This window comes from Rhodococcoides sp. S146-33, from assembly GCF_059489205.1.
Window position 1 is genome coordinate 1,253,330 of the sequence record NZ_JCAJWY010000001.1, and the last position, 19,718, is coordinate 1,273,047.

Sequence of the window (19,718 nt, forward strand, 5' to 3'; positions counted from 1 at the left end):
CAGATGTTCACTCTTCGTGGAACGTGGATGCGTGGAGGCACCAGCAAGTGCTGGCTCTTCAACGCGGTCGACATCGACCCGTACATCGCCGACGCCGGCGGTCTCGACAATATCCTCACCGCGGCCTTCGGTTCCGGTGACCCGCGTCAGCTCGACGGGGTGGGTGGCGGCAGTTCCACCACCTCCAAGGCCGCCATCGTGCGACGCTCGAGTGCACCCGGTATCGACGTCGACTATCTCTTCGCTCAAGTCGCCATAGAGAACCGCACCGTGGAGTGGGGCAGCAACTGCGGAAACTGTGCGACGGCAATCGGCCTCTATGCAGTGCAGACGGGTCTCGTCGCCGTGGACGACCACGTCACCGTGGTCCGGATGCGCAACGAGAACACCGGCGCAATTCTGGCGGCGGAGATCGCGACCCCCGGCGGACGCATTCCTGCCGAGGGTGACGCGTCCGTCCCCGGCACCACCGCTCTCGGCGTCCCGGTGGGATTGACCTTCACCGATCCGGCCTCGGATCGAGTGACGATGCTTCCCACCGGTGCAGAGGTCGATCGAGTCGCATTCGGCGACCACGAGTTCCGCGGAACGTTCGTTCGAGCGGGCGCGCCCGCCGCATTGTTCGACGCCGCCGAATTCGGGCTGACCGGGTCGGAGACCAACGATGTTGTCGCCGCTCACGTCCCCACCCTCATCGCCCTACGCCGACAGGCCGCTCTGCGGATGGGGCTGAGCAAGCCCGAAGAACCTGTCTCGCATGCCATTCCGAAGGTCGGGATCGTCGGAGCGCCGCGGGATTACACGACCACCACGGGTGAGCATGTCGCCGCCGCCGACTACGACATCTCGGTACGCATGCTGTCGATGATGGCCCCGCACCCGGCGATCGGACTGACCTCCGCGGTGGCCGTGGCCGCAGCGGCTACGGTCATTGGTGGGGTCGTCACTGCCAACGCAGGGTCCGGCCGTCCGGGAACCATCCGAATCGGCACCGCCGCGGGAGTGCTCGAGGTCGACTACACGGTGGACGGCAATGGGCTGCTGCAGTCGGTCACCCTGCATCGCGCAGTCCGGCGTATCGCCACCGCAGACCTCTTCGTGGTGCCGATGCCCGCTCTTGTCGGTGCACACTCGGCCTGAAGCCGTATTTTCAGAACCGCGCGGCGACATCCTGGAATATCTTCAGTAGTACCGTTGCGCTTGGGGACAGTCTGTTTTCTGCCAAGTGTGCCAACAAGATTCGACGTGACGGTGCGCCCGTCAACGGGACCAATCGCACATCGTCACGAATATTCGACAGCGCCATGCGCGGTGCGAACGAGACACCCAGATCCACGGCCACCATTGCCTGTGCCTCCTGGTAGTCGTTCGCGGCGAACGACACGGTAGGGGAGAAGCCTGCAGCGTGGCACGCGCGCTCGAGTGCTGTACCGACCGGATGGGTGTCTTCCCGGGTGATCCACTGCTCGTGCTCGAGCTCTGTCATGTCCACCGAATCACGTTCGGCCAGATGGTGATTGACCGCGACAACCAGCATCGGTGGGTCGACGATGAGCTGGTGCACCGTCAGATCCGACTCCGTGATCCGGGCCCACTCGTAATCCCAGAGCAGAGACAGCTCCACCTCGCGGGTGTCGAGCATTCCCCGCAGTCCCGCAAATCGTGAGCTGCGCACCGTCAGCGCGACGGCTGGATGGCGCGACTTGAACAGCTTCACCACCGGCGGCAGCAGGCTGGCACCGGCCGTCGGGAAGGTGCCGATTCTCAATGTACCGGCGCGTAGCCCCGACAGATCTTCGAGTTCGTTACGCGCAGCAAGTAATTGAGTCTCGATTCGTTCCGCGTGTCGGACCAGGACTTCGCCGGCCTCGGTCAGTCGCACCCCGCGAGCGTGTCGTTCCAGTAACGGCTGGCCGGCTTCGAGCTCGAGCTTGCTCAACTGCTGAGACACCGCAGATGTGGTGAAGCTCAACCGAGTTGCGGCCGCCGTGATGGACCCGGTTCGCACCACCTCGACCAGCAGTAGTAGGCGTCGGGTGTCGAACATGATCGAACCACCTTTAAGTGAAAGTTAAGGGATCTCGACTTTTTCGTAATTGTACTCGACGGCTGTGTGATGCAGGCTATGTACAGCAACAGCACGAGAGCTGCGTCACACGACCGCACCGCTCCCTCGAATGTGCAACTCCAAGAACGTTTTCGAGAGCAACGATCGGAAGGTATCCGACAATGTATTCATTGCGTGGCACGTGGATGAGGGGCGGGACCAGCAAATGCTGGCTCTTCAGCTCCGTCGACGTCGAGCCGTTGATCGAACAGGCCGGATCGCTGGACGAAATCCTGGTCTCGGCGTTCGGATCCGGCGACCCCCGCCAGCTCGACGGCGTCGGCGGTGGTAGCTCGACCACCTCGAAGGCAGCCATCGTCAGTAGGTCATCCGAGGACGGAATCGACGTCGACTACCTCTTCGCGCAGGTCGCTATCGGTGACCGAAAGGTGGAGTGGGGAAGCAACTGTGGCAACTGCGCTACCGCGATCGGCCTGTACGCGCTTCAGCAGGGATTGGTGGCGATCGATCCGGTCGCCACCATCGTGCGGCTGCGCAACCGCAACACCGGTGCGGTCCTGCTCACCGAGATCGATACACCGGGCGGCGTCGTTCCGTCCGAGGGGTCGGCTCAGGTTGCCGGCACATCCGCCCTCGGAGTTCCGGTCGGTCTGACGTTCATCGACCTCGGTGCCGATCGCACTCGGCTGCTCCCTACCGGGTCTGTGGAGGACACCGTGGAGCTACACGGGTCGCAGTACCGCGGCACCATGGTGGTCGCCGGCGCGCCCGCTGCACTGTTCGATGCATCCGATCTGGGTATGACCGGCGCGGAGTCGAATGCCGAACTGATGGAACGGGTTCCGCTGCTGGTCGAACTCAGGCGCGCCTCGGCTCTGCTCATGGGCCTGTCGCGTCCGGAGGATGCCATCACGCACGCGGTGCCGAAGGTGGGCATCATTGCTCCGCCGGTGGACTACCGCCTCGAAGACGGAACACTCGTCACGGCCGGTGAGTACGACGTCTGCGTGCGGATGCTCTCGATGATGGCACCGCATCCGTCGATCGGTCTGACGTCGGCGGTAGCGGTGGCCGCTGCCGCAACCGTCCGCGGCGGTGTGGTCGACCGAGTCGTCGACGGTGCCGCAACCTCGACACTACGGCTGGGAACACCGGCCGGTGTCTTGGCCGTCGATGTCGACATCGACGCGGACGGCAATCTCACCAGCGTGACCCTGCACCGCGCTGCACGACGCATCGCGACGGCAGAATTGTTCGTTTCCGCTGCGGCGAAGGCACTTTCGATCGGATAGACCGACCTGTGAACACGGCATCGACGACTGAAGAAAAGGAAGATCATGAAGGTTAGCATCGAGAATCTGAGCCTCGCGTACTCGGGAAACACTGTTGTCCGCGACCTCGATCTGGAGATCGCCGACGGCGAATCCCTGGTGTTGTTGGGGCAGTCCGGCTGCGGTAAGACGAGCACGATGCGCTGCGTCGCAGGATTGGAGACTCCCAGCGCCGGCCGAATCACCATCGGTGATCGCGTCGTCCACGACTCGACGACGAACAAGACGATCCCGCCGCACAAACGCAACGTAGGCATGGTCTTTCAGTCCTACGCGGTGTGGCCGCACCGGACTGTGTTCGACAACGTCTCGTTCTCGTTGAAGATGCAGAAGGTCAACAAGACCGAGATCAACCAGCGGGTCCTCGAAGCCCTCGACCTCGTCGGGTTGGGTGAAATGGCCCACCGCGGAGCGAGCTTGCTCAGTGGTGGTCAGATGCAGCGGGTGGCGCTGGCTCGGTCGTTGGTGATGCGCCCCAGCGTGCTCCTCCTCGACGAACCGCTGTCGAACCTCGACGCCCGACTGCGCGAACGACTTCGGATGGAACTGCGAGAGCTGCAGCTCCGACTCGGACTGACCACCGTCTATGTCACGCACGATCAGGTCGAGGCGTTCGCCCTCGCCGACCGAATCGCGTTGATGCAGAACGGCCGAATCGTGCAGATCGGCACCCCCGAGGACATCTACACCTCACCGATGTCCGCTTCGGTGGCCGAGTTCCTCGGCGTAGGCAACATCTTCCGCGCGACGCCTGCGTCGGGACCGCGCTCGATGATGGAGCTGACAGACTTCGGACGGACGGCAGTGTCGATCGATACAGCACCGGCGGGTGACGGTCCGGTTGTGGTGTGCCTGCGGCCCGAGGATCTGCTGGTCACCCCGTTGGACGATGCCGAGCCCGAGGGCCAGTCCTGGATGGGCACAGTCGATGTCGCCAGCTACCAGGGCGCGTCGATCCGGTACCGCGTCACCCTGGACGACGGCCCCGAGATCGAAGCCGTCGCCACCGGGCACGCCAGCCGAATCCTGGGAATGGGAGAACGCGCACGGGTCACCGCAGTAGCCGGCGGAGCCCAGGTCCTCGTCGACGATCGCGTCGCCTCCGAGGCGGTGCCGGTATGAGCGCCCCCACAGACGATCGTCCGGTCACCATTACGAAGCCGCCGGTCGACACTCCGACCCCCCAACGCAGACCCGGTCTGAAGAAGTGGATTCCGACGCTGTTGCAGTTGGCTCTGCTCACCGTGATCGTGCTGTTCCCGATGTTCTTCATCGTGATGGGCGCATTCACCGACAACGCCGAGCGCACGTCGCTGTTCGACTTCGGTAACTTCACCCTCGACAACTTCTCACTGCTCGGATCCTCGACCGCGCAGACTGCCCTGTGGAATTCGGCACTGGTCGGCATCGGGTCTTCGATCGTCGCGCTGGCGATCGGGTGCACGCTCGCCTTCCTCGCAGCACGTACCAACGTTCCGGGTCGAAAGATGATCTACGGCATCGGTATTGCGCCGCTGTTCCTTCCGGCGCTCGTCGGGGCACTGGCCTGGGCATTGCTGGCCGGCCCGGCCACCGGTTACATCAACCTGGTTCTGACCGCGATCGGTCTTCCTGGATTCATCGACATCTACAGCTTCGGCGGAATGATCTTCATCCTCGGCATCTACTACGCGCCGTACCCGTTCCTGATGGTCCACTCCGCGCTGTCGCTGATGAACCCCGACCTCGAAGACGCCGCCAGTCTGCACGGTGCCAAGCTGACCAAGATGCTCAGCAAGATCACCTTCCCGCTCGTGATGCCTGCCGTGATCGGCTCGGGCATTCTGGTTTTCGCTCTCACCGTGGAGAACTTCCCGGTTGCACAGGTGATCGGTGTTCCCGGTGGAGTAGACACTCTGCCGACTCTGATCTACCGACTCATGAATGCATCGCCGGCCCGCGGCAACGACGCAGCTGCTGTCGCCGTCGTACTCACGGTTCTGCTGGTCGCCGTCGTCGCGTTCCAGCAGCGCGCGATGAGCAGTAAGGAATACACCACCGTCAGCGGTAAAGGGGTTCGGGCGCGGCAGGTTCCGCTGCGGGCGTGGCGCATCCCGGCTGCCGTGTTCGCATGGGTGTATTTCGCCCTGGCCGTACTCCTGCCGCTCATCGCCCTGGTGTTGGCTGCATTGCAGACCAGCCCCTACGTCGCGAACATCGGCCAGCTCTTCGACTCCGGTGCCCTGTCGTTCTGGGGACTGGGAGAGACGTTGCGCAGCGCCGACTTCCGCAGCGTGATGACCAACAGCGTCATCGTCGGTGTTGCCACAGCCGCGATCGGTACCGCGTTCTGCTTCGCTCTGGCGTACACGAGATATCGCACGAACGCTCCGGGCCGAAAGCTGTTGGAGTACCTGGCGATGCTGCCGCTGGCCGTTCCCGCCATCGTGCTCGGCCTGGGTCTGCTGTGGACGTGGCTGGCGCTCCCATTGCCGGTGTACGGAACACTCGCGGTGCTGGTGATCGCGTTCGTCGCAGTCACCATTCCGCAGGGCTACCGCGGTGTATCGGCGTCGATCATCCAGTTGGACAAAGACTTGGAAGACAGCGCCGTCATGCTGGGTGCACGTCGGCACCGGGCGATCTCGTTCGTCACGGCTCCGCTGCTCAAGGTCGGTCTGTCCTCGACGTTCCTGTTGCTGCTGATGCTGTCCATGCGTGAGCTCACGGCCGCGCTGTTCCTGTTCACCTCCGACACCCGGTTGCTGTCGATCGCGATCTTCGACGCCTACGACAACGGCTCGTTCCAGTCGGCTGCCGAGTTGAGTCTGCTGTACTGCGTCGTGATCGGTGTGCTCGCCATCCTGTCGCGTCGCTTCGGATCCAAGGAAACTGTCTGATGAGAAAATTGGTCACAGCAATCGCGCTCGGTGTCGCAGTGGCAACGGCCACGGCCTGCTCGCCGCCCCCGGAACGCCCCGCTCTGGCTCGGGCGGCAGAAGAGATCATCACCGACAACGGCCTCGTCATCGACGGCGAACAGATCGCCGATCCGGATCTGTGGACGCAGGCTCAGGCCGAGGGTGGCATCACCCTCTACAGCGGCTACACCGCGGTCACCGAGGCCACGGTGCTGAAGAACTTCGAGAAGGACACCGGACTCGACGTCAAGCTCGTGCGGCTCACCCCGAACCGGCTGTACGAGCGACTGGTGGCCGAGTACGGCGCGGGCCGTCTCGATGCCGACGTCGTGCGAATCTCCGACGCCGGATTCGTCAGCGGACTCAGCGAGCGCGGTGTGTTCCAGCCCTACACACCGCCCACGGCCGGCGAGCTACAGGACGACGTGGTGTTCGACGGCGGCAACTACTACCGCACCTTCGACCCGATCTACACGATGGGCTACAACAGCGCGCTCATCGAGGGCGACGACAGGCCGGCGTCCTGGGCGGACCTTCTCGACGATCGGTGGAAGGGCAATCTGGGTATCGCTCAGGCCGGAGCCGGCGGTAGCGCACTGGCGCTGACGCGGTTCCAGCGCAACGTTCTCGGCGACGACTACCTACGCGAATACTCCTCGGAGGCACGAGTGTTCGACTCCATCGGAGCCCAGCTCGATGCGCTGGCCCGAGGCGAGATCGAAGCAGGGACCGTGGTGGTGAGCAGCGTCAACATCGCCAACAACGAGAATGCGCCGGTCAACTTCGTGGTGCCGGAGGAGGGACTGACCGCCTACGACTACTACACGGGTGTCGCGTCCACAGCGAAAAACATTGCGGCCGCCCAGGTGTTCATGAACTGGAACCTCTCCAAGAGGGGACAGCAGGTCTTCAGCGATCTCGGTGAGTACTCGGTGCGCAACGACATCGATCCGCCGGTTATTCGTGGAATCGAGCTACCGGAGTTCACCGACCCCAAGGTCAATCGAATCACGCAGTCGGAGTCGATCGAGAACTCCGCCGACGATCAAGAGGCCTGGAACGCGATCTTCGGTTACAACGAATAAACGAACCATCTCATTCGCGGACGCCGAGTCCATCGGACTCGGCGGCCGCGAATCTGTTTGCAAAGAGACGATATTCGGTGGTGTAACCCCAGGGCGCGCCGATACGCTCGCGTCGTGAAGGTGATATCGATCAACGCGTGGGGCGGTGCCCGGCACGACGTGCTTATTCCCTGGATCAGCGAAGTGGACGCGGATATCGTCTGTGTCCAGGAGGTGACGCGCTCTTCGGGTGGGTCGGGCTGGGCCACCTTCTCGGATGGCGAGCGCACGTTGCCGCAGCGGTTGAATCTGTTCGACGACATCTCATCGGTGCTGGTGGGGTACAGATCGCACTTTGTCGCTCACGACGCCGGGCCGGTCACCGATGGCGACGGAACTCGGCGGCGTCAGGATTTCGGTATCGCGACGTGGGTGCGCGACGACCTGCCGATTGTGGGTCTCGACGCACGTTTCGTGCATTCGGAGTTCGTGGACCACGTCGATTGGACCGTCGAGGACCGCCCCCGCGCGGCCCTCACCGTCACTGTGCGAGACCCGTCGAGCAGTCGAACCGTATCGGTTGTACAGCTTCACGGACTCCGTGATCCGGCAGGTAAGCACGACACTCCCGCTCGTGCGGATCAAGCCCGTCGACTGTCGGCCATCGTCGAACAGATGCACTCGACCAGTGACGTCGTGGCGCTGTGCGGTGATCTGAACTTGCTGCCGACCAGTGCCACTTTCGAGGTATTGGCCCGCCAGGGAATGGTCGACCTGGTCGGCGAGGCCGATACTCGAACGTCGCTCTACCGGAAGCCGATTCGCAGTGCCAGCTACTGTCTGGTCTCTCGGGTGGACGCTGTGCGCCATTTCGAAGTCGTACCGCAACCGGAAGTATCCGATCATCGGGCTCTGTTGCTCGAACTGTGAACCCCGCGCGGCACCTCAGTCCCGTGTGACACTGATCGCCATGAAGCAGTTTCTACGCTGTGTTCTCGTTCTTACCGTGGTCGTGCCACTGACGGTCGTTCTGATGTTCGCGCGCCCGGGGGTTGCGCACGCATGCAGCTGTGCCTATTACCCGGGCGGTCCACAGTTGGATCAGCAGCTCGCCGACTTCGCCCAGGGAAAGAATGCGGTCTTCACCGGTACGCCCGTCGCCGAGCGGCGAGAAGATCTCACCGTCTTCTACGACTTCGAGGTCCGTGAGGTCTTCCGAGGCGAGGTCGGCCCAACAACGACCGTCTCCACTGCGGGTGACAGCGCCGCGTGTGGCACCACCTTCGACCTGAAACAGGAGTACCTGGTTTTCGCGACGACCTATGACACCCAGGATGCGCCATGGGCAGTCGATTCGTGCTCGGCAACAACGTATTCCAATGATTCGGAAACCCGTGTCGCGACGGTGACGCAGTTCGGGCAGCCCCGGGAGGTGTTCGTCGACGACGGTATTCCGACCGCTCCGATGATCTTGATCGGGATCGTTGTAATCGCCGCGGTCGCAGGTGGTGCAGCGGGATGGAGTCTGTACAGGCGGAGATCAGGACATTCGGCGGACGGGTAGCGAGACGGCGTCAGATTGCGCCGACCCCACCGAGGACGGCGTCGACCAAATTCTCGGCGTAGACGTGGTCGGCATCGTCTCGATCGGCATCGTCGCGGTGCGAGAAGATGACGTGGCTGAATACCGCTCCGGTCACCAGTTCGAGAATTCGGGTGGTATCAACGGACTCGGGCAATTCACCTCGCCTTTGGGCTCGATGCATGATGAGTCGCGCTGCGACCAGGCGGCTTCGGTTGAGCGTGTCGATCATGTGCCCGAGTAGGTCGGGATGCACCCGCGCATCGAGGGCAACCCTCAGACTGACCAAGCCGGCCGTCCCCCGGTAACCCTGCAGAAGTTGCACCGCGAGTTCGACGAGGTCCGCCCGCAGCGTGCCGAGGTCGATCGGCGTAGCGAGTGGACTCCGGGCTTCCAGTGCGTCGACGACCAAGGCCCCCTTCGATTCCCAGCGTCGATAAAGTGCGGCCCTCCCGACCGATGCGCGACGGGCAACGGCGTCGAGTGTGAAGCCGGACCACCCCTTTTCCCAGTACACCTCGAGCACTGCGTCGTAGACGCGGTCTTCCAGATCGGGATCACGCGGCCGGCCCCGTCTGCTCTTGGTTTTGTCGGTCACCCTCGGATTGTTGCATCTGCCCGGCATTGCGGACAATCCTTGTCTGTAATAGGTTCCGGGCATGAGTTCTGCACGCCACGAGGCGTCGACGGTGGATCCGACCCGTATTCCGGTGATAGTGGCTATCGGTGAAACAAGCGGCCGCGGTGAACCCATGGGCGCCGAACCCATCGAACTGATCACGCTCGCTGCGACTGCGGCACTCCGCGACTCGCCGACGTCGGAGCCGTGGATTCGCCGCGCGGACAGCATCGCGTTCTGCCACATCGCCAGCTGGGCCTACACCAGTCCTGCCGCTGCGTTGGCCCGCAGATTCGGTTCCACACCCGCAGATCTGTTCGACGCTCCGATAGGCGGGCAATGGCCTGCACGGCTCCTCGATCGCGCGGCTGCGCGCATCGCCTCCGGAGAATCGGCGGTGGCGGTGATAGCGGGCGGTGAAGCCCAGGCCTCGATGAGCGCACTGGTCAAGTCGGGTCGAGACCCCGTCGACGACGGCGGGTGGAGCACGGATCCGGGCGGTCCGCCCACCTTCGACCTCGACCAACTCGGCAGTGCCGCAATGCAAGAAGCCGGTCTGATCTCACCGGTCCGGATCTATCCGTTGTTCGAGAGCCGCTATCGCTTCGAAGCCGGCATGGATCCGGAAGCACGGCAGGCCGAGTGCAGCGAGCTGTATGCGTCCTTCTCCGTTGTTGCCGAGAAGAATCCGTACTCGTGGACCGGGCGAGCGAGGACGGCTGCAGACATCGGCACGCCCTCGCCGAAGAACCGCATCGTGTGCGAGCCGTATCCGCTGTCGATGAACGCCATGCCGTTCGTCGACCAGGCGGCATGCATCGTGGTCACCAGCTTGGCCGAAGCCCACGAACGCGGCGTGCCCGAGAGCGACATCGTGTACGTCTGGGGCGGTGCGGGAGCCGAGGACACGGTGGATATTCTCGACCGCACCAGTTTCGGCCGGTCTCCAGCGATGGAAGATGCGATGGATCGAGCGCTGCACGGAGCCGAAATCGGGGTCGAGCATCTGGACGTGTTGGACGTCTACAGCTGCTTTCCAATCGTCCCGACCCTGGCCACACATCACCTCGGAACGCCGAAATCGTTGAGTCCCAGCGTGACCGGCGGGCACTCTTCTTTCGGTGGACCTCTCAGTAGTCATTCGCTGCACTCGATCACCGCATCGGTTCGGGAGATCCGTGGCGGGAAGAGCTGTGCGCTGGTGCACGCGAACGGTGGCTATCTGACGTACCACCACTCCGTGCTGTTGGGTGGAAATCGGCATCCGCTCGGCTACATCGGAAATCCCGAACCCGCCGTGCTGACGTCGGATTCGCCGCCACGCGCACCTGTCGAGAACGGAAGTCTCGTGGTGGAGACCGTCTCCGTCGAGCATTCACGGCAGCAGGAACCGAACCAGGCTTTCCTCGTCGGCAGAGACGAGCGCGGACGACGGGTTGCAGCACAGACGGCCTCCGGGGACACAGCCAGTGCGCATGCGTTGTCCCTCTATCGAAGCGAGCCTGCACACGACATCATCGGCAGCACAGTCACTGTCGACCTCATCGAGGGGAACATTCGTGTCCGAAGCAGCTAGCAGCGAACCTGTCGTCCTGACAAGACGGGAAGGTCATGTACTCGTCGTCACGATCAATCGGCCGAAAGCGGCCAACAGCATCGACGCTCGCGTACACACATTGCTCGGGGAGGCCTGGGAGTCGGCCGAGGCAGATCGAGACATCCGGGCCATCGTCCTGACCGGCGCCGGGTCGGCGACCTTCTGCGGGGGTGCCGATCTGAAAGCCCTCGGCACCGGAGGGCCTGCCGCGGTGACCCCGTCCGAGACCGAGCATTGGGGGTTCGCCGGGATTGTCCAACACCCGATTTCGGTTCCGATCATCGCGGCCGTGAACGGGTCGGCGATGGGAGGTGGAACCGAGATTGCTCTGGTCTCGGATATGGTCGTCGCCTCGGACACGGCTGTATTCGGCCTGCCCGAGATTCGTCGCGGACTCATCGCCGGTGCTGGGGGAGCCTTCAGACTCATGACTGCGGTGCCGGAACACATTGCGTTGGAGACGATCCTGACGGGTCAGCCGATCTCCGCGCAGGAAGCCGCACGATGGGGGTTGGTCAACAGGGTGGTCGCGCCCAACGACCTTCTAGATACGGCACTCGGTCTCGCTCACCTGTGTGCGGAGGGTGCGCCGCTCGCGGTGCGCGCATCCAAGCGGCTCGCTCGACGTATCACCGACGGCACCATCGCGCACGAGCAAGATTCGTGGCAGCAGAACCGTCAGGAATTGGATCGACTCACCACTACCAAGGACGTCGTCGAAGGAATCACCGCATTCCTGCAGAAACGCGATCCGACATGGACCGCGGAGTGAGCGCTCAGGCCCGCGAAGGCGCTATCGACTCGAAGACTGACGTACCGCTGTCACCGCGATTCTGGCCGCATGACCGATGGCTTGGTCGACCAACGGGAGATACAGGTCCATTCGCGCCGCCCTGGTGAACACCGACACGGCGACCGGCTCCTCGCCTGGAAACGACACCACGGCAACCTCGTTGCGAATGGGACCGATGGTGCCCGTCTTCCCCGCGACCTGCACATCCGGGTACGGGATCCCGCTTCGAATTCTGTGCGGCCACACCTGCTGAGACAGAACCTGTTTCATGTACCGGCACTGTGTCGGTGATGCCGCGGTGCCCAGCCACATGGAACGCAGGACGGTATTGCTGTCACGGGGCGTCGTGCACGAGGTGTACGCCGGATCGAAACCCGAGCTGTCGACCACCGTGTAGTTGCTGGCCAGCAAGCCCAGTGCTTCGTTCGCGCTCAGCCGGCCCGTATCGCGGACGATCTGCTCACCCAGAGTTTTCGTGCCACCGACGATGCGAGTCTGATCCAGCCCGAGATCCTCGATCACAGCGGTGAGTGCATCGAGCCCGAGGGCGCCGAGAAGCGCGTCGGCAGCGGCGTTGTCGGAGACGGTGATCATCGACCGTGCGATGTCCCGCCAACTCATGGTCACCGGATCTGCGAGACTTGCGATGCCCGTCGGACCGGGACTGCACTGTGCGGGGACGAGGCGTACCGAATCGGTGGCAGTCAGTGATCCGTCGTCGAACGCCCGTGCCGCGGCAACCAGCAGCACTATTTTCCACACCGACGCAGCGACGACGGGATCGTCGCCCTCGTAGTCGACGACCGTGCCGGTGCCGTCGATTCGTTCGGCGCGTACCCAACCGCGGCAGCCGGCGTCGGCGAATGCTGCGCGGAGTTGCTCGTCCGTCGTGCTCACTTGTTGGCCTGCAACAGTATTCGGTCGACGAGGTTCGCGAGAGAGTCTGCTTCGTCGACGCGGCGCACTATCCGCACTCGTAGGGCAACGTCCTCGGAAGCGAGGTCGAGATGCTCTGTGCCGGGTAGGACCGGGCTCGCGGCCGGAACGAGACCGAAACAACGACCCGATGCGACACCGATGGAAACGTCGCGAAAGGTGTTCGCGATGAACAGTTCTGGGTCGAGAGCGTGGCACCTGAACACGTCGAGTAACAGATCGTGCGCGGGTGGATTCGCAGTCCTCGGCGTGGTGGCGAAGGTCAGGTCGGACAACATGGTCAACCGTGGCCGCTCTGCTTGGGCCGACCTGTGAGTAGTCGGAACGCAGACCCGTCGGGGCAACGTGATGACCGGTCCGGCCGTCAGCCGATCGAGCACAACCGGGTGATCGATCACCGCGACGTCGAGTTCGTGTGAACGCACGCCGTCCAGCAATGACACGGCTCCGCCGGTCTCCACCCGCGCTTGGACTCCGACGGACGCGGCGATGCGTGCTGCCAGCGCATCGTCCAGTTGAGGGATGAGGCCGATGCGGACCGTCTTGGAGGCGGTCAGTGACTCTGCCGTTGTGCTCAATCGCCGCGCGTCGTCGACGATCAAGCGAGCCCGGGGCAACAGCGCCGCCCCGTGGGCGGTGACGGCCGCACCGTCGGGAGTCCGCTCCACCAGGGTTAGACCGAGGTGCTTCTCCAGGGTCTTGATCGCCCGAGACACGGGCGGCTGCGTCACGCCGAGAGAGGCCGCTGCGCGACCGAAGTGGCGTTCCTCGGCGACGGCAACGAAATACTCGAGATGGCGAACAAGATCCACCGGCATATTGAATCACGTTCACCTGCCGCGATACCGAAGAGGAATGACGCTTCCGCGTCTCAGGACTTGGCCCGGAGGCGAGCGGGTGTGATCGCATGAGCCCATGCGTACCTCGACATCCACCCGACTGATCACCGTGATTGCAGCGGCGACGCTGACCGCCGGAGTGGCCTGTTCCTCGACAGCCACCACCGAACCGCCGCGATCCGACACGACCAGTACCCAGTCCACGAGCGAACAGCCCAGTGCCGAGCAGGCGTATCTCGAACTCGAGGCCAGGGATACTGCACGGCTCGGCGTCAGTGCCCTCGATCTCGCCACCGGTTCCACCCAGAGTTACCGCGGCGACGAACGTTTCGCGTTCTGCTCGACCTTCAAGGTGTATGCCGTCGGTGCCGTACTCGCCGCCGTCGACGCAGGCAGGCTGCAGCTGAGCGACACCAGAACGATCGCAGCGGAAGACAAGGTGCCCGAGTCCGCGGTCGACTGGGAACCAGGATCCTTTGTCACGATTGCAGATTTAGCAGCGGCCGCATTGACCAAGAGCGACAACACATCCGGCAATCTGCTGATTCGCGAGGCAGGTGGCACCGTGGCGCTCACCGACTTCGCCCGGTCGCTCGGGGACACCGAATTCAGACTCGATCGCACCGAGCCGGAATTGAACACGGCAATCCCGGGCGATCCGCGGGACACGACGACACCGAACTCGCTGGCTGCCGGCTACCGAACTCTGCTCGACGGCGATGTTCTGACTCAGGCCTCGCGTGCACAGCTTCTGGAGTGGATGGGCGACACCGAGACGTCCACCGCCCGGTTCCGGGCGGGCATTGCACCGCAATGGACTTCGGCCGACAAGACCGGCACCGGAAGCTACGGCGTCTCCAACGATGCCGGGCTGTTGCTCGGACCGGACGGGCAGAGAATCCTGCTGGTCGTGCTCAGTGCGACTACGTCGGGAGTGGAAGATTCGTCGGCAATGAACCCGTTGGTGGCAGACGCGACCAGAACAGCGGTGGAACAGGTGCAGTGATTCAGTCTTCGGAGCGACGAACGGCGTCGACCAACGGGACGAGATCCGGCTCGTCGGATGCGTCGTCGAGAGCCTCGCGCAGCGCCGCGTCGTTGGTGGGCCGCGCCGCCTCGAGAAGGGCCAGGCCTTCTTCGCTGACGTCCGTGTAAATACCTCGTCGATCGGTGGGGCACAGGTACCGCGTGAGAAGCCCCCGATCCTCGAGGCGAGTGACCAGGCGGGTCGTGGCGCTCTGGCTCAGCACGACGGCGTCGGCCACCTGCTTCATCTGCAGGTGCCCGCCGACCCCGTCGTGCTGTCTGCCCAGGACGTCGAGTAGCCAGTACTCACGCGCACTGAGGTTGTGGTTGGTCTGCAGCGCACGCTCGATGCGGCTTTCGATACGTCCGTGCAAGACGGCAAGCGCAAGCCAATTCTGCGCAAGGGCAGTCAGGGCGGGGTCGTGTGCGCTCATGGTCCTGCCTCTCGATGCCTGTACTCGTGACCATCCACCATACCGCGCCGACAATTAACGGCGTCTGCAATTACCTCGCTACGAGGGTCGACGCGCGATGATGCGTCGAGCATGCGCCAGAACGGGCGCGTCGACCATCTGACCGCGGAAGGTGAAGACGCCGCGGTTGTGGGCCACTGCGTCGAGCACTGCGGTGGCCCACTCGATCGCCTCGGGGGTCGGCGCGTAGGCGTCGCGAATGACGGGGATGTGGCTCGGGTGAATGGCCACTTTGCCATCGAAACCGACGGCCACGGCGTCATCGGCCTCGGCTCGCACCCCGTCGAGATCGGGGATGTCGAGGAACACCGAATCGAGCGCGAACACTCCGCGCGCCTTCGCCGCCAGTAGCGTGTGCGATCGAACATGCTGTGCCACATCGCGGTACGAGCCGCCGGCGTGCCTACTCGAATTGCCGCCCATGGCGGCCACCAGGTCCTCGGCACCCCACATGGCCCCGACGGCGTTGCCGGCCGCGAGCGCGTCGAACACGGTCATCGCGCCGAGCGGGGACTCGATCAGCGCGACGACATTCAGCGGAGCCACAGCCTCGATCTGAGCGGCAGATTCACACTTGGGCAGCATGACGGTCGTGTACTCGGTGCGCTGCAACGCCTCGAGGTCGGCGGCCTGATCGTCGGTACCGTGCGCATTGATGCGGACGATGGTGCGCGACGGGTCCAGGGCGGTGGATACTACCGACTCACGCGCCCCGGCTTTGTCCGCGGCACCGACAGCGTCCTCCAGATCGAGAATCACCACATCTGTTCGAGCTGCGGCCTTTTCGTATCGCTCGGGCCGGTCTGCTGGGCAGAACAGCCATGCCGGACCGGGCGGGACCCAGCTCACGACGCCTCGTCCTCGGGTCGCATCCGAACCAACGTCTTGCGGACGGCAACCGCGACAATGTCTCCGTGCTGATTTCGGCCGGTATGAGTGAACGTCACGATGCCTTCACGGGGGCGAGACTTGGATTCTCGCTTGTCCGAGATCACAGTCTCCGCGTACAGCGTGTCGCCGTGGAACAGCGGCTTGGGAAAGGAGACCTCGGAGAAGCCGAGATTGGCGACGATGGTGCCTTGAGTCAACTGCGTCACCGACAACCCGACGAGGGTCGAGACCGTGAACATCGAGTTCACCAGGCGCTGGCCGAAAGGTGTTGTCTCGCTGTAGGCGGCGTCGAGGTGCAAGGCTTGGGTGTTCATCGTCTGCGTGGTGAACAGTGTGTTGTCGGCCTCGGTGATGGTCCGTCCCGGCCGGTGTTCGTAGACGGTGCCGAGCTCCATCTCCTCGAACCACAGGCCGCGTTGCCGAATGCGCTTGTCGTTCACAGTCCCAGGCTCCGAGCGATCAGCATCAGCTGAACCTCGGTTGTACCCTCGCCGATTTCGAGGATCTTGCTGTCGCGGTAATGACGGGCGACGACGTACTCGTTCATGAAACCGTAGCCGCCGTGGATCTGCGTGGCATCGCGCGCGTTGTCCATGGCCGCTTCTGAGGCGACGAGCTTGGCGATCGAGGCTGCCTTCTTGAACGGCTTGCCCGCCAACATCAATGCCGCCGCGTCGTAGTACGCCGTCCGCGCGGTGTGGGCGCGTGCCTCCATGCGGGCGATCTTGAACGAGATCGCCTGATTGCGGGCGATCGGAGCACCGAAGGCCTCGCGCTCCTTGGCGTACTTGACGCTCTCGTCGACACAGCCCTGCGCGGCACCGACCGACACCGCCGCGATCGCGATCCGGCCCTCGTCCAGAATGTGCAGGAAGTTCGCGTACCCGCGGCCCTCCTGCCCGAGGAGGTTCTCCTGGGGCACGCGGACGTCGGTGAAGCTGAGCGGGTGCGTATCGGACGCGTTCCAGCCGACCTTGTTGTAGGCCGGCTCGGCGACAAAGCCGGGGGTGTCGGTGGGCACCAGGATCGAGGAAATCTGCTTACGGCCGGTGGCCTCGTCGACACCGGTGACCGCGGTGACGGTGACGAGTTCGGTGATGTCGGTGCCGGAGTTGGTGATGAACTGCTTGCTGCCGTTGATGATCCAGTCGCCGCCGTCACGCTTGGCGGTGGTCTTGGTGCCACCCGCGTCGCTCCCGGCACCGGGTTCGGTCAGACCGAATGCGGCCAGAGCTTTGCCCGCGGTGAGCTTGGGCAGCCACTGCTCCTTCTGTGCGTCGTTGCCGAAGCGGTAGACGGGCATGGCACCGAGCGAGACGCCGGCTTCGAGTGTCATCGCGACACTCTGGTCGACCTTGCCGAGCTCCTCGAGCGCCAGGCACAGAGCAAAGTAGTCGCCGCCCATACCGCCGTACTCCTCGGGGAACGGCAGACCGAACAGGCCCATCTCGGCCATGCCGGCGACGACCTCGTACGGGAACGAGTGCTCGGCATCGTGTTTCGCCGAGACCGGTGCGACGACCGTTCGGGTGAAGTCGGCAACGGACTTCACCAGTTGCTGGTACTCGTCGGGCAGATTCGCGGATGACAGGTGATCGGTCATGGCTGGTCCTGTTCTGTGTCGGTGGGAACGATGCGGGCGAGGATCTGGTCTACGCGGACCTGATCCCCCACTGCAACAGTGAGTTCGACGGTGCCGTCGATGGGTGTGGTCAGGGTGTGTTCCATCTTCATCGCCTCGACGACGACGATGGCGGCGCCTGCCGTGACGGCGCTGCCGGTGGTGGTTCCGATCGCGATGATCGAACCCGGCATCGGTGAGAGGATCTCGGCGTCACCGGAGTGTGCTTCGTTCTCGCGGACGCTGGGCTCGGCGATTCGATCGATTCGCCACGTGCCGCGAGAGCTGGAAACCCAAGTGGAGGAGTCGCTTCGGGCGAACGTCATCGTCTCGCGTCGATCCTCGAGCACCAGATTCACGGAATCCTTCGTCGCGGTTGCTCGGAGAGCGCGCGGCACTGCGTCGTCGACGACGACCGTGGCCGCATCGAGGGTCCCGGTGATGGACACGTGAGCGGTGCGCCCTCCGGATGAAAGACGGCAATGGAACGGCGCATGCGTTCCTACCCGCCATCCCGACGGCGTACCCCAGATGTCCTGGCCGGCCAAGTGCCACACATCGAGCCAGGCGATGGCTGCGGCGGCGATCAGTGCCTCGTCGGTCACCTCGGCGGCTGCGAAATCTTCGACCCGGCGGTCGAGCAGTCCGGTGTCGAGATTGCCGGCGCGGACGTCGTCGTCGGCGAGTAGGAATCGCGCGAACTCGATGTTCGTGACGACTCCGAGTACGGCGGTGTCGGCCAGTGCGCGGTCCAGGCTACGCAGCGCGGTGCTGCGATCGGGGCCGTAGGCAATGACTTTGGAGAGCATGGGGTCGTAGTTGCTGCCGACCTCGGTGCCCACGGCGAGGCCGGAGTCGACGCGGATGCCCGGTCCGGTGGGTTCGCGTAGTCCGACGACGGTGCCGCCGGTGGGGAGGAATCCGCGGCCGGGATCCTCGGCGTACACGCGGGCCTCGATGGCGTGTCCGGTGAGCGTGATGTCGTCCTGGCTCAGTGTGAGCGCTTCACCGGCGGCGACGCGAACTTGCCATTCGACGAGATCGAGTCTGGTGACCATCTCGGTGACCGGGTGCTCCACCTGCAGGCGGGTGTTCATCTCCATGAAGAAGAACTCGTCCGGGCTGTCGGCCGAGACGATGAATTCGACTGTGCCGGCACCGGAGTAGTCGACGCTGCGGGCGGTGTTGCACGCGGCCTCGCCGATGCGGGCCCGGGTTGCTTCGTCCAGCAAGGGCGACGGTGCTTCCTCGATGACCTTCTGATGGCGTCGCTGCAGACTGCATTCGCGTTCGCCGAGATGGATGACGTTGCCGTGTCCGTCGGCGAGGATCTGTACCTCGATGTGCCGGGGCCGCAACACGAATCGTTCGAGAAAGAGGGTGTCGTCACCGAACGAGGAGGCCGCTTCACGGCGAGCGCTGGTCAGTGCCGCGGGAAGGTCCTCGGCATGCTCGACCAGGCGCATTCCCTTTCCGCCGCCACCTGCGGACGGCTTGACCAGGACTGGGAAGCCGACGTCGGGTGCGCCGGCGATGAGGTCGTCGTCGGTCAGGCCCGGTCGGGAGATTCCGGGTACGACGGGGACGCCGAAGGCGCTGACGGCGGCCTTGGCGGCGATCTTGTCGCCCATCACTTCGATGGCCTTGGCCGGTGGTCCGAGGAATGCGATTCCCGCTGCAGCACAGGCGGTTGCGAACTCCGAGTTCTCGGACAGGAACCCGTAGCCGGGATGAATTCCCTGTGCGCCGGTGGCCTGCGCGGCCGCGATCACCTTGCCGATGTCGAGGTAGCTCTCGCGAGCGTTGGCGGGGCCGAGCCGCACGGCGGTGTCGGCTTCGTGGACGTGCCGGGTATCGGCGTCGGCATCACTGTAGACGGCGACGGTCCGAATTCCCATGCGGCGCAATGTGCGCGCGACTCGGACGGCGATCTCGCCGCGGTTGGCGATCAGAATGGTGTCCAACATCGTGGTCATCT

Annotated in this window: 19 protein-coding genes; 10 read left to right on the top strand and 9 right to left on the bottom strand. The window is 64.2% G+C overall.

The window, feature by feature from the left end:
• Window positions 1-3: 3 nt before the first annotated feature.
• On the top strand, window positions 4-1,140 hold the full coding sequence (locus AC5WEY_RS06010) for a PrpF domain-containing protein (protein WP_495645081.1): 1,137 nt from the start codon (window positions 4-6) through the stop codon (window positions 1,138-1,140).
• Between the two features lie 10 nt (window positions 1,141-1,150).
• Here AC5WEY_RS06010 and AC5WEY_RS06015 read toward each other — a convergent pair whose 3' ends face one another.
• Entirely contained in the window at window positions 1,151-2,047 is an 897-nt protein-coding gene (locus tag AC5WEY_RS06015) for a LysR family transcriptional regulator (RefSeq protein ID WP_495645082.1), read from the bottom strand.
• Window positions 2,048-2,229: 182 nt separating this feature from the next.
• On the opposite strand from AC5WEY_RS06015, the gene AC5WEY_RS06020 reads away from it, so the two are divergent.
• The 6 genes from AC5WEY_RS06020 (at window position 2,230) to AC5WEY_RS06045 (ending at window position 8,927) form a co-directional block, all read left to right on the top strand.
• Entirely contained in the window at window positions 2,230-3,360 is a 1,131-nt protein-coding gene (locus tag AC5WEY_RS06020) for a PrpF domain-containing protein (RefSeq protein WP_495645083.1), read from the top strand.
• A 45-nt stretch (window positions 3,361-3,405) separates the two neighbouring features.
• Complete coding sequence (locus AC5WEY_RS06025) at window positions 3,406-4,521, top strand: ABC transporter ATP-binding protein (RefSeq protein WP_495645084.1); 1,116 nt, start codon at window positions 3,406-3,408, stop codon at window positions 4,519-4,521.
• Complete coding sequence (locus AC5WEY_RS06030) at window positions 4,518-6,278, top strand: ABC transporter permease (protein ID WP_495645085.1); 1,761 nt, start codon at window positions 4,518-4,520, stop codon at window positions 6,276-6,278. The genes AC5WEY_RS06025 and AC5WEY_RS06030 overlap by 4 nt, the downstream gene beginning before the upstream one ends.
• The gene (locus tag AC5WEY_RS06035; RefSeq protein ID WP_495645086.1) at window positions 6,278-7,384 is read left to right on the top strand and encodes an ABC transporter substrate-binding protein; all 1,107 of its coding nucleotides are present in this window, start codon (window positions 6,278-6,280) and stop codon (window positions 7,382-7,384) included. Before AC5WEY_RS06030 ends, AC5WEY_RS06035 begins: the two co-directional genes overlap by 1 nt.
• 114 nt (window positions 7,385-7,498) lie before the next feature.
• Entirely contained in the window at window positions 7,499-8,293 is a 795-nt protein-coding gene (locus tag AC5WEY_RS06040; RefSeq protein WP_495645087.1) for an endonuclease/exonuclease/phosphatase family protein, read from the top strand.
• Between the two features lie 40 nt (window positions 8,294-8,333).
• Window positions 8,334-8,927 (top strand): hypothetical protein, encoded by a 594-nt coding sequence (locus AC5WEY_RS06045; protein WP_495645088.1) that lies wholly within the window; start codon window positions 8,334-8,336, stop codon window positions 8,925-8,927.
• Between the two features lie 10 nt (window positions 8,928-8,937).
• On the opposite strand, the gene AC5WEY_RS06050 is transcribed toward AC5WEY_RS06045, so the two are convergent.
• Window positions 8,938-9,543, bottom strand: coding sequence for a TetR/AcrR family transcriptional regulator (locus tag AC5WEY_RS06050; RefSeq protein WP_495645089.1), 606 nt, complete (start codon window positions 9,541-9,543; stop codon window positions 8,938-8,940).
• Window positions 9,544-9,604: 61 nt separating this feature from the next.
• On the opposite strand from AC5WEY_RS06050, the gene AC5WEY_RS06055 reads away from it, so the two are divergent.
• Together AC5WEY_RS06055 and AC5WEY_RS06060 are read left to right on the top strand one after the other, a co-directional pair.
• Window positions 9,605-11,140 (top strand): acetyl-CoA acetyltransferase, encoded by a 1,536-nt coding sequence (locus AC5WEY_RS06055; RefSeq protein ID WP_495645090.1) that lies wholly within the window; start codon window positions 9,605-9,607, stop codon window positions 11,138-11,140.
• Window positions 11,124-11,933, top strand: coding sequence for an enoyl-CoA hydratase/isomerase family protein (locus tag AC5WEY_RS06060; protein WP_495645091.1), 810 nt, complete (start codon window positions 11,124-11,126; stop codon window positions 11,931-11,933). Before AC5WEY_RS06055 ends, AC5WEY_RS06060 begins: the two co-directional genes overlap by 17 nt.
• A gap of 21 nt (window positions 11,934-11,954) precedes the next feature.
• Here AC5WEY_RS06060 and AC5WEY_RS06065 read toward each other — a convergent pair whose 3' ends face one another.
• The gene (locus tag AC5WEY_RS06065; RefSeq protein WP_495645092.1) at window positions 11,955-12,851 is read right to left on the bottom strand and encodes a serine hydrolase; all 897 of its coding nucleotides are present in this window, start codon (window positions 12,849-12,851) and stop codon (window positions 11,955-11,957) included.
• A complete protein-coding gene (locus AC5WEY_RS06070) occupies window positions 12,848-13,702 on the bottom strand; it encodes a LysR family transcriptional regulator (RefSeq protein WP_495645093.1) in 855 nt (284 codons plus the stop codon). Before AC5WEY_RS06070 ends, AC5WEY_RS06065 begins: the two co-directional genes overlap by 4 nt.
• A gap of 103 nt (window positions 13,703-13,805) precedes the next feature.
• Here AC5WEY_RS06070 and bla point away from each other — a divergent pair, with 103 nt between their 5' ends.
• Window positions 13,806-14,735: a class A beta-lactamase gene (bla, locus tag AC5WEY_RS06075; RefSeq protein ID WP_495645094.1), complete on the top strand. Its 930-nt coding sequence runs from the start codon at window positions 13,806-13,808 to the stop codon at window positions 14,733-14,735.
• A gap of 1 nt (window position 14,736) precedes the next feature.
• Here bla and AC5WEY_RS06080 read toward each other — a convergent pair whose 3' ends face one another.
• The 5 genes from AC5WEY_RS06080 to AC5WEY_RS06100 all read right to left on the bottom strand — a co-directional run bounded on the left by AC5WEY_RS06080 (window position 14,737) and on the right by AC5WEY_RS06100 (window position 19,716).
• On the bottom strand, window positions 14,737-15,189 hold the full coding sequence (locus tag AC5WEY_RS06080; protein ID WP_495645095.1) for a MarR family winged helix-turn-helix transcriptional regulator: 453 nt from the start codon (window positions 15,187-15,189) through the stop codon (window positions 14,737-14,739).
• Between the two features lie 78 nt (window positions 15,190-15,267).
• Window positions 15,268-16,077, bottom strand: a complete 810-nt coding sequence (locus tag AC5WEY_RS06085) for an HpcH/HpaI aldolase/citrate lyase family protein (RefSeq protein ID WP_495645096.1) — start codon at window positions 16,075-16,077, stop codon at window positions 15,268-15,270.
• On the bottom strand, window positions 16,074-16,559 hold the full coding sequence (locus AC5WEY_RS06090; RefSeq protein ID WP_495645097.1) for a MaoC family dehydratase: 486 nt from the start codon (window positions 16,557-16,559) through the stop codon (window positions 16,074-16,076). Before AC5WEY_RS06090 ends, AC5WEY_RS06085 begins: the two co-directional genes overlap by 4 nt.
• Entirely contained in the window at window positions 16,556-17,722 is a 1,167-nt protein-coding gene (locus AC5WEY_RS06095; protein WP_495645098.1) for an acyl-CoA dehydrogenase family protein, read from the bottom strand. Before AC5WEY_RS06095 ends, AC5WEY_RS06090 begins: the two co-directional genes overlap by 4 nt.
• A complete protein-coding gene (locus tag AC5WEY_RS06100; RefSeq protein WP_495645099.1) occupies window positions 17,719-19,716 on the bottom strand; it encodes an acetyl/propionyl/methylcrotonyl-CoA carboxylase subunit alpha in 1,998 nt (665 codons plus the stop codon). The genes AC5WEY_RS06095 and AC5WEY_RS06100 overlap by 4 nt, the downstream gene beginning before the upstream one ends.
• Window positions 19,717-19,718: the final 2 nt, after the last annotated feature.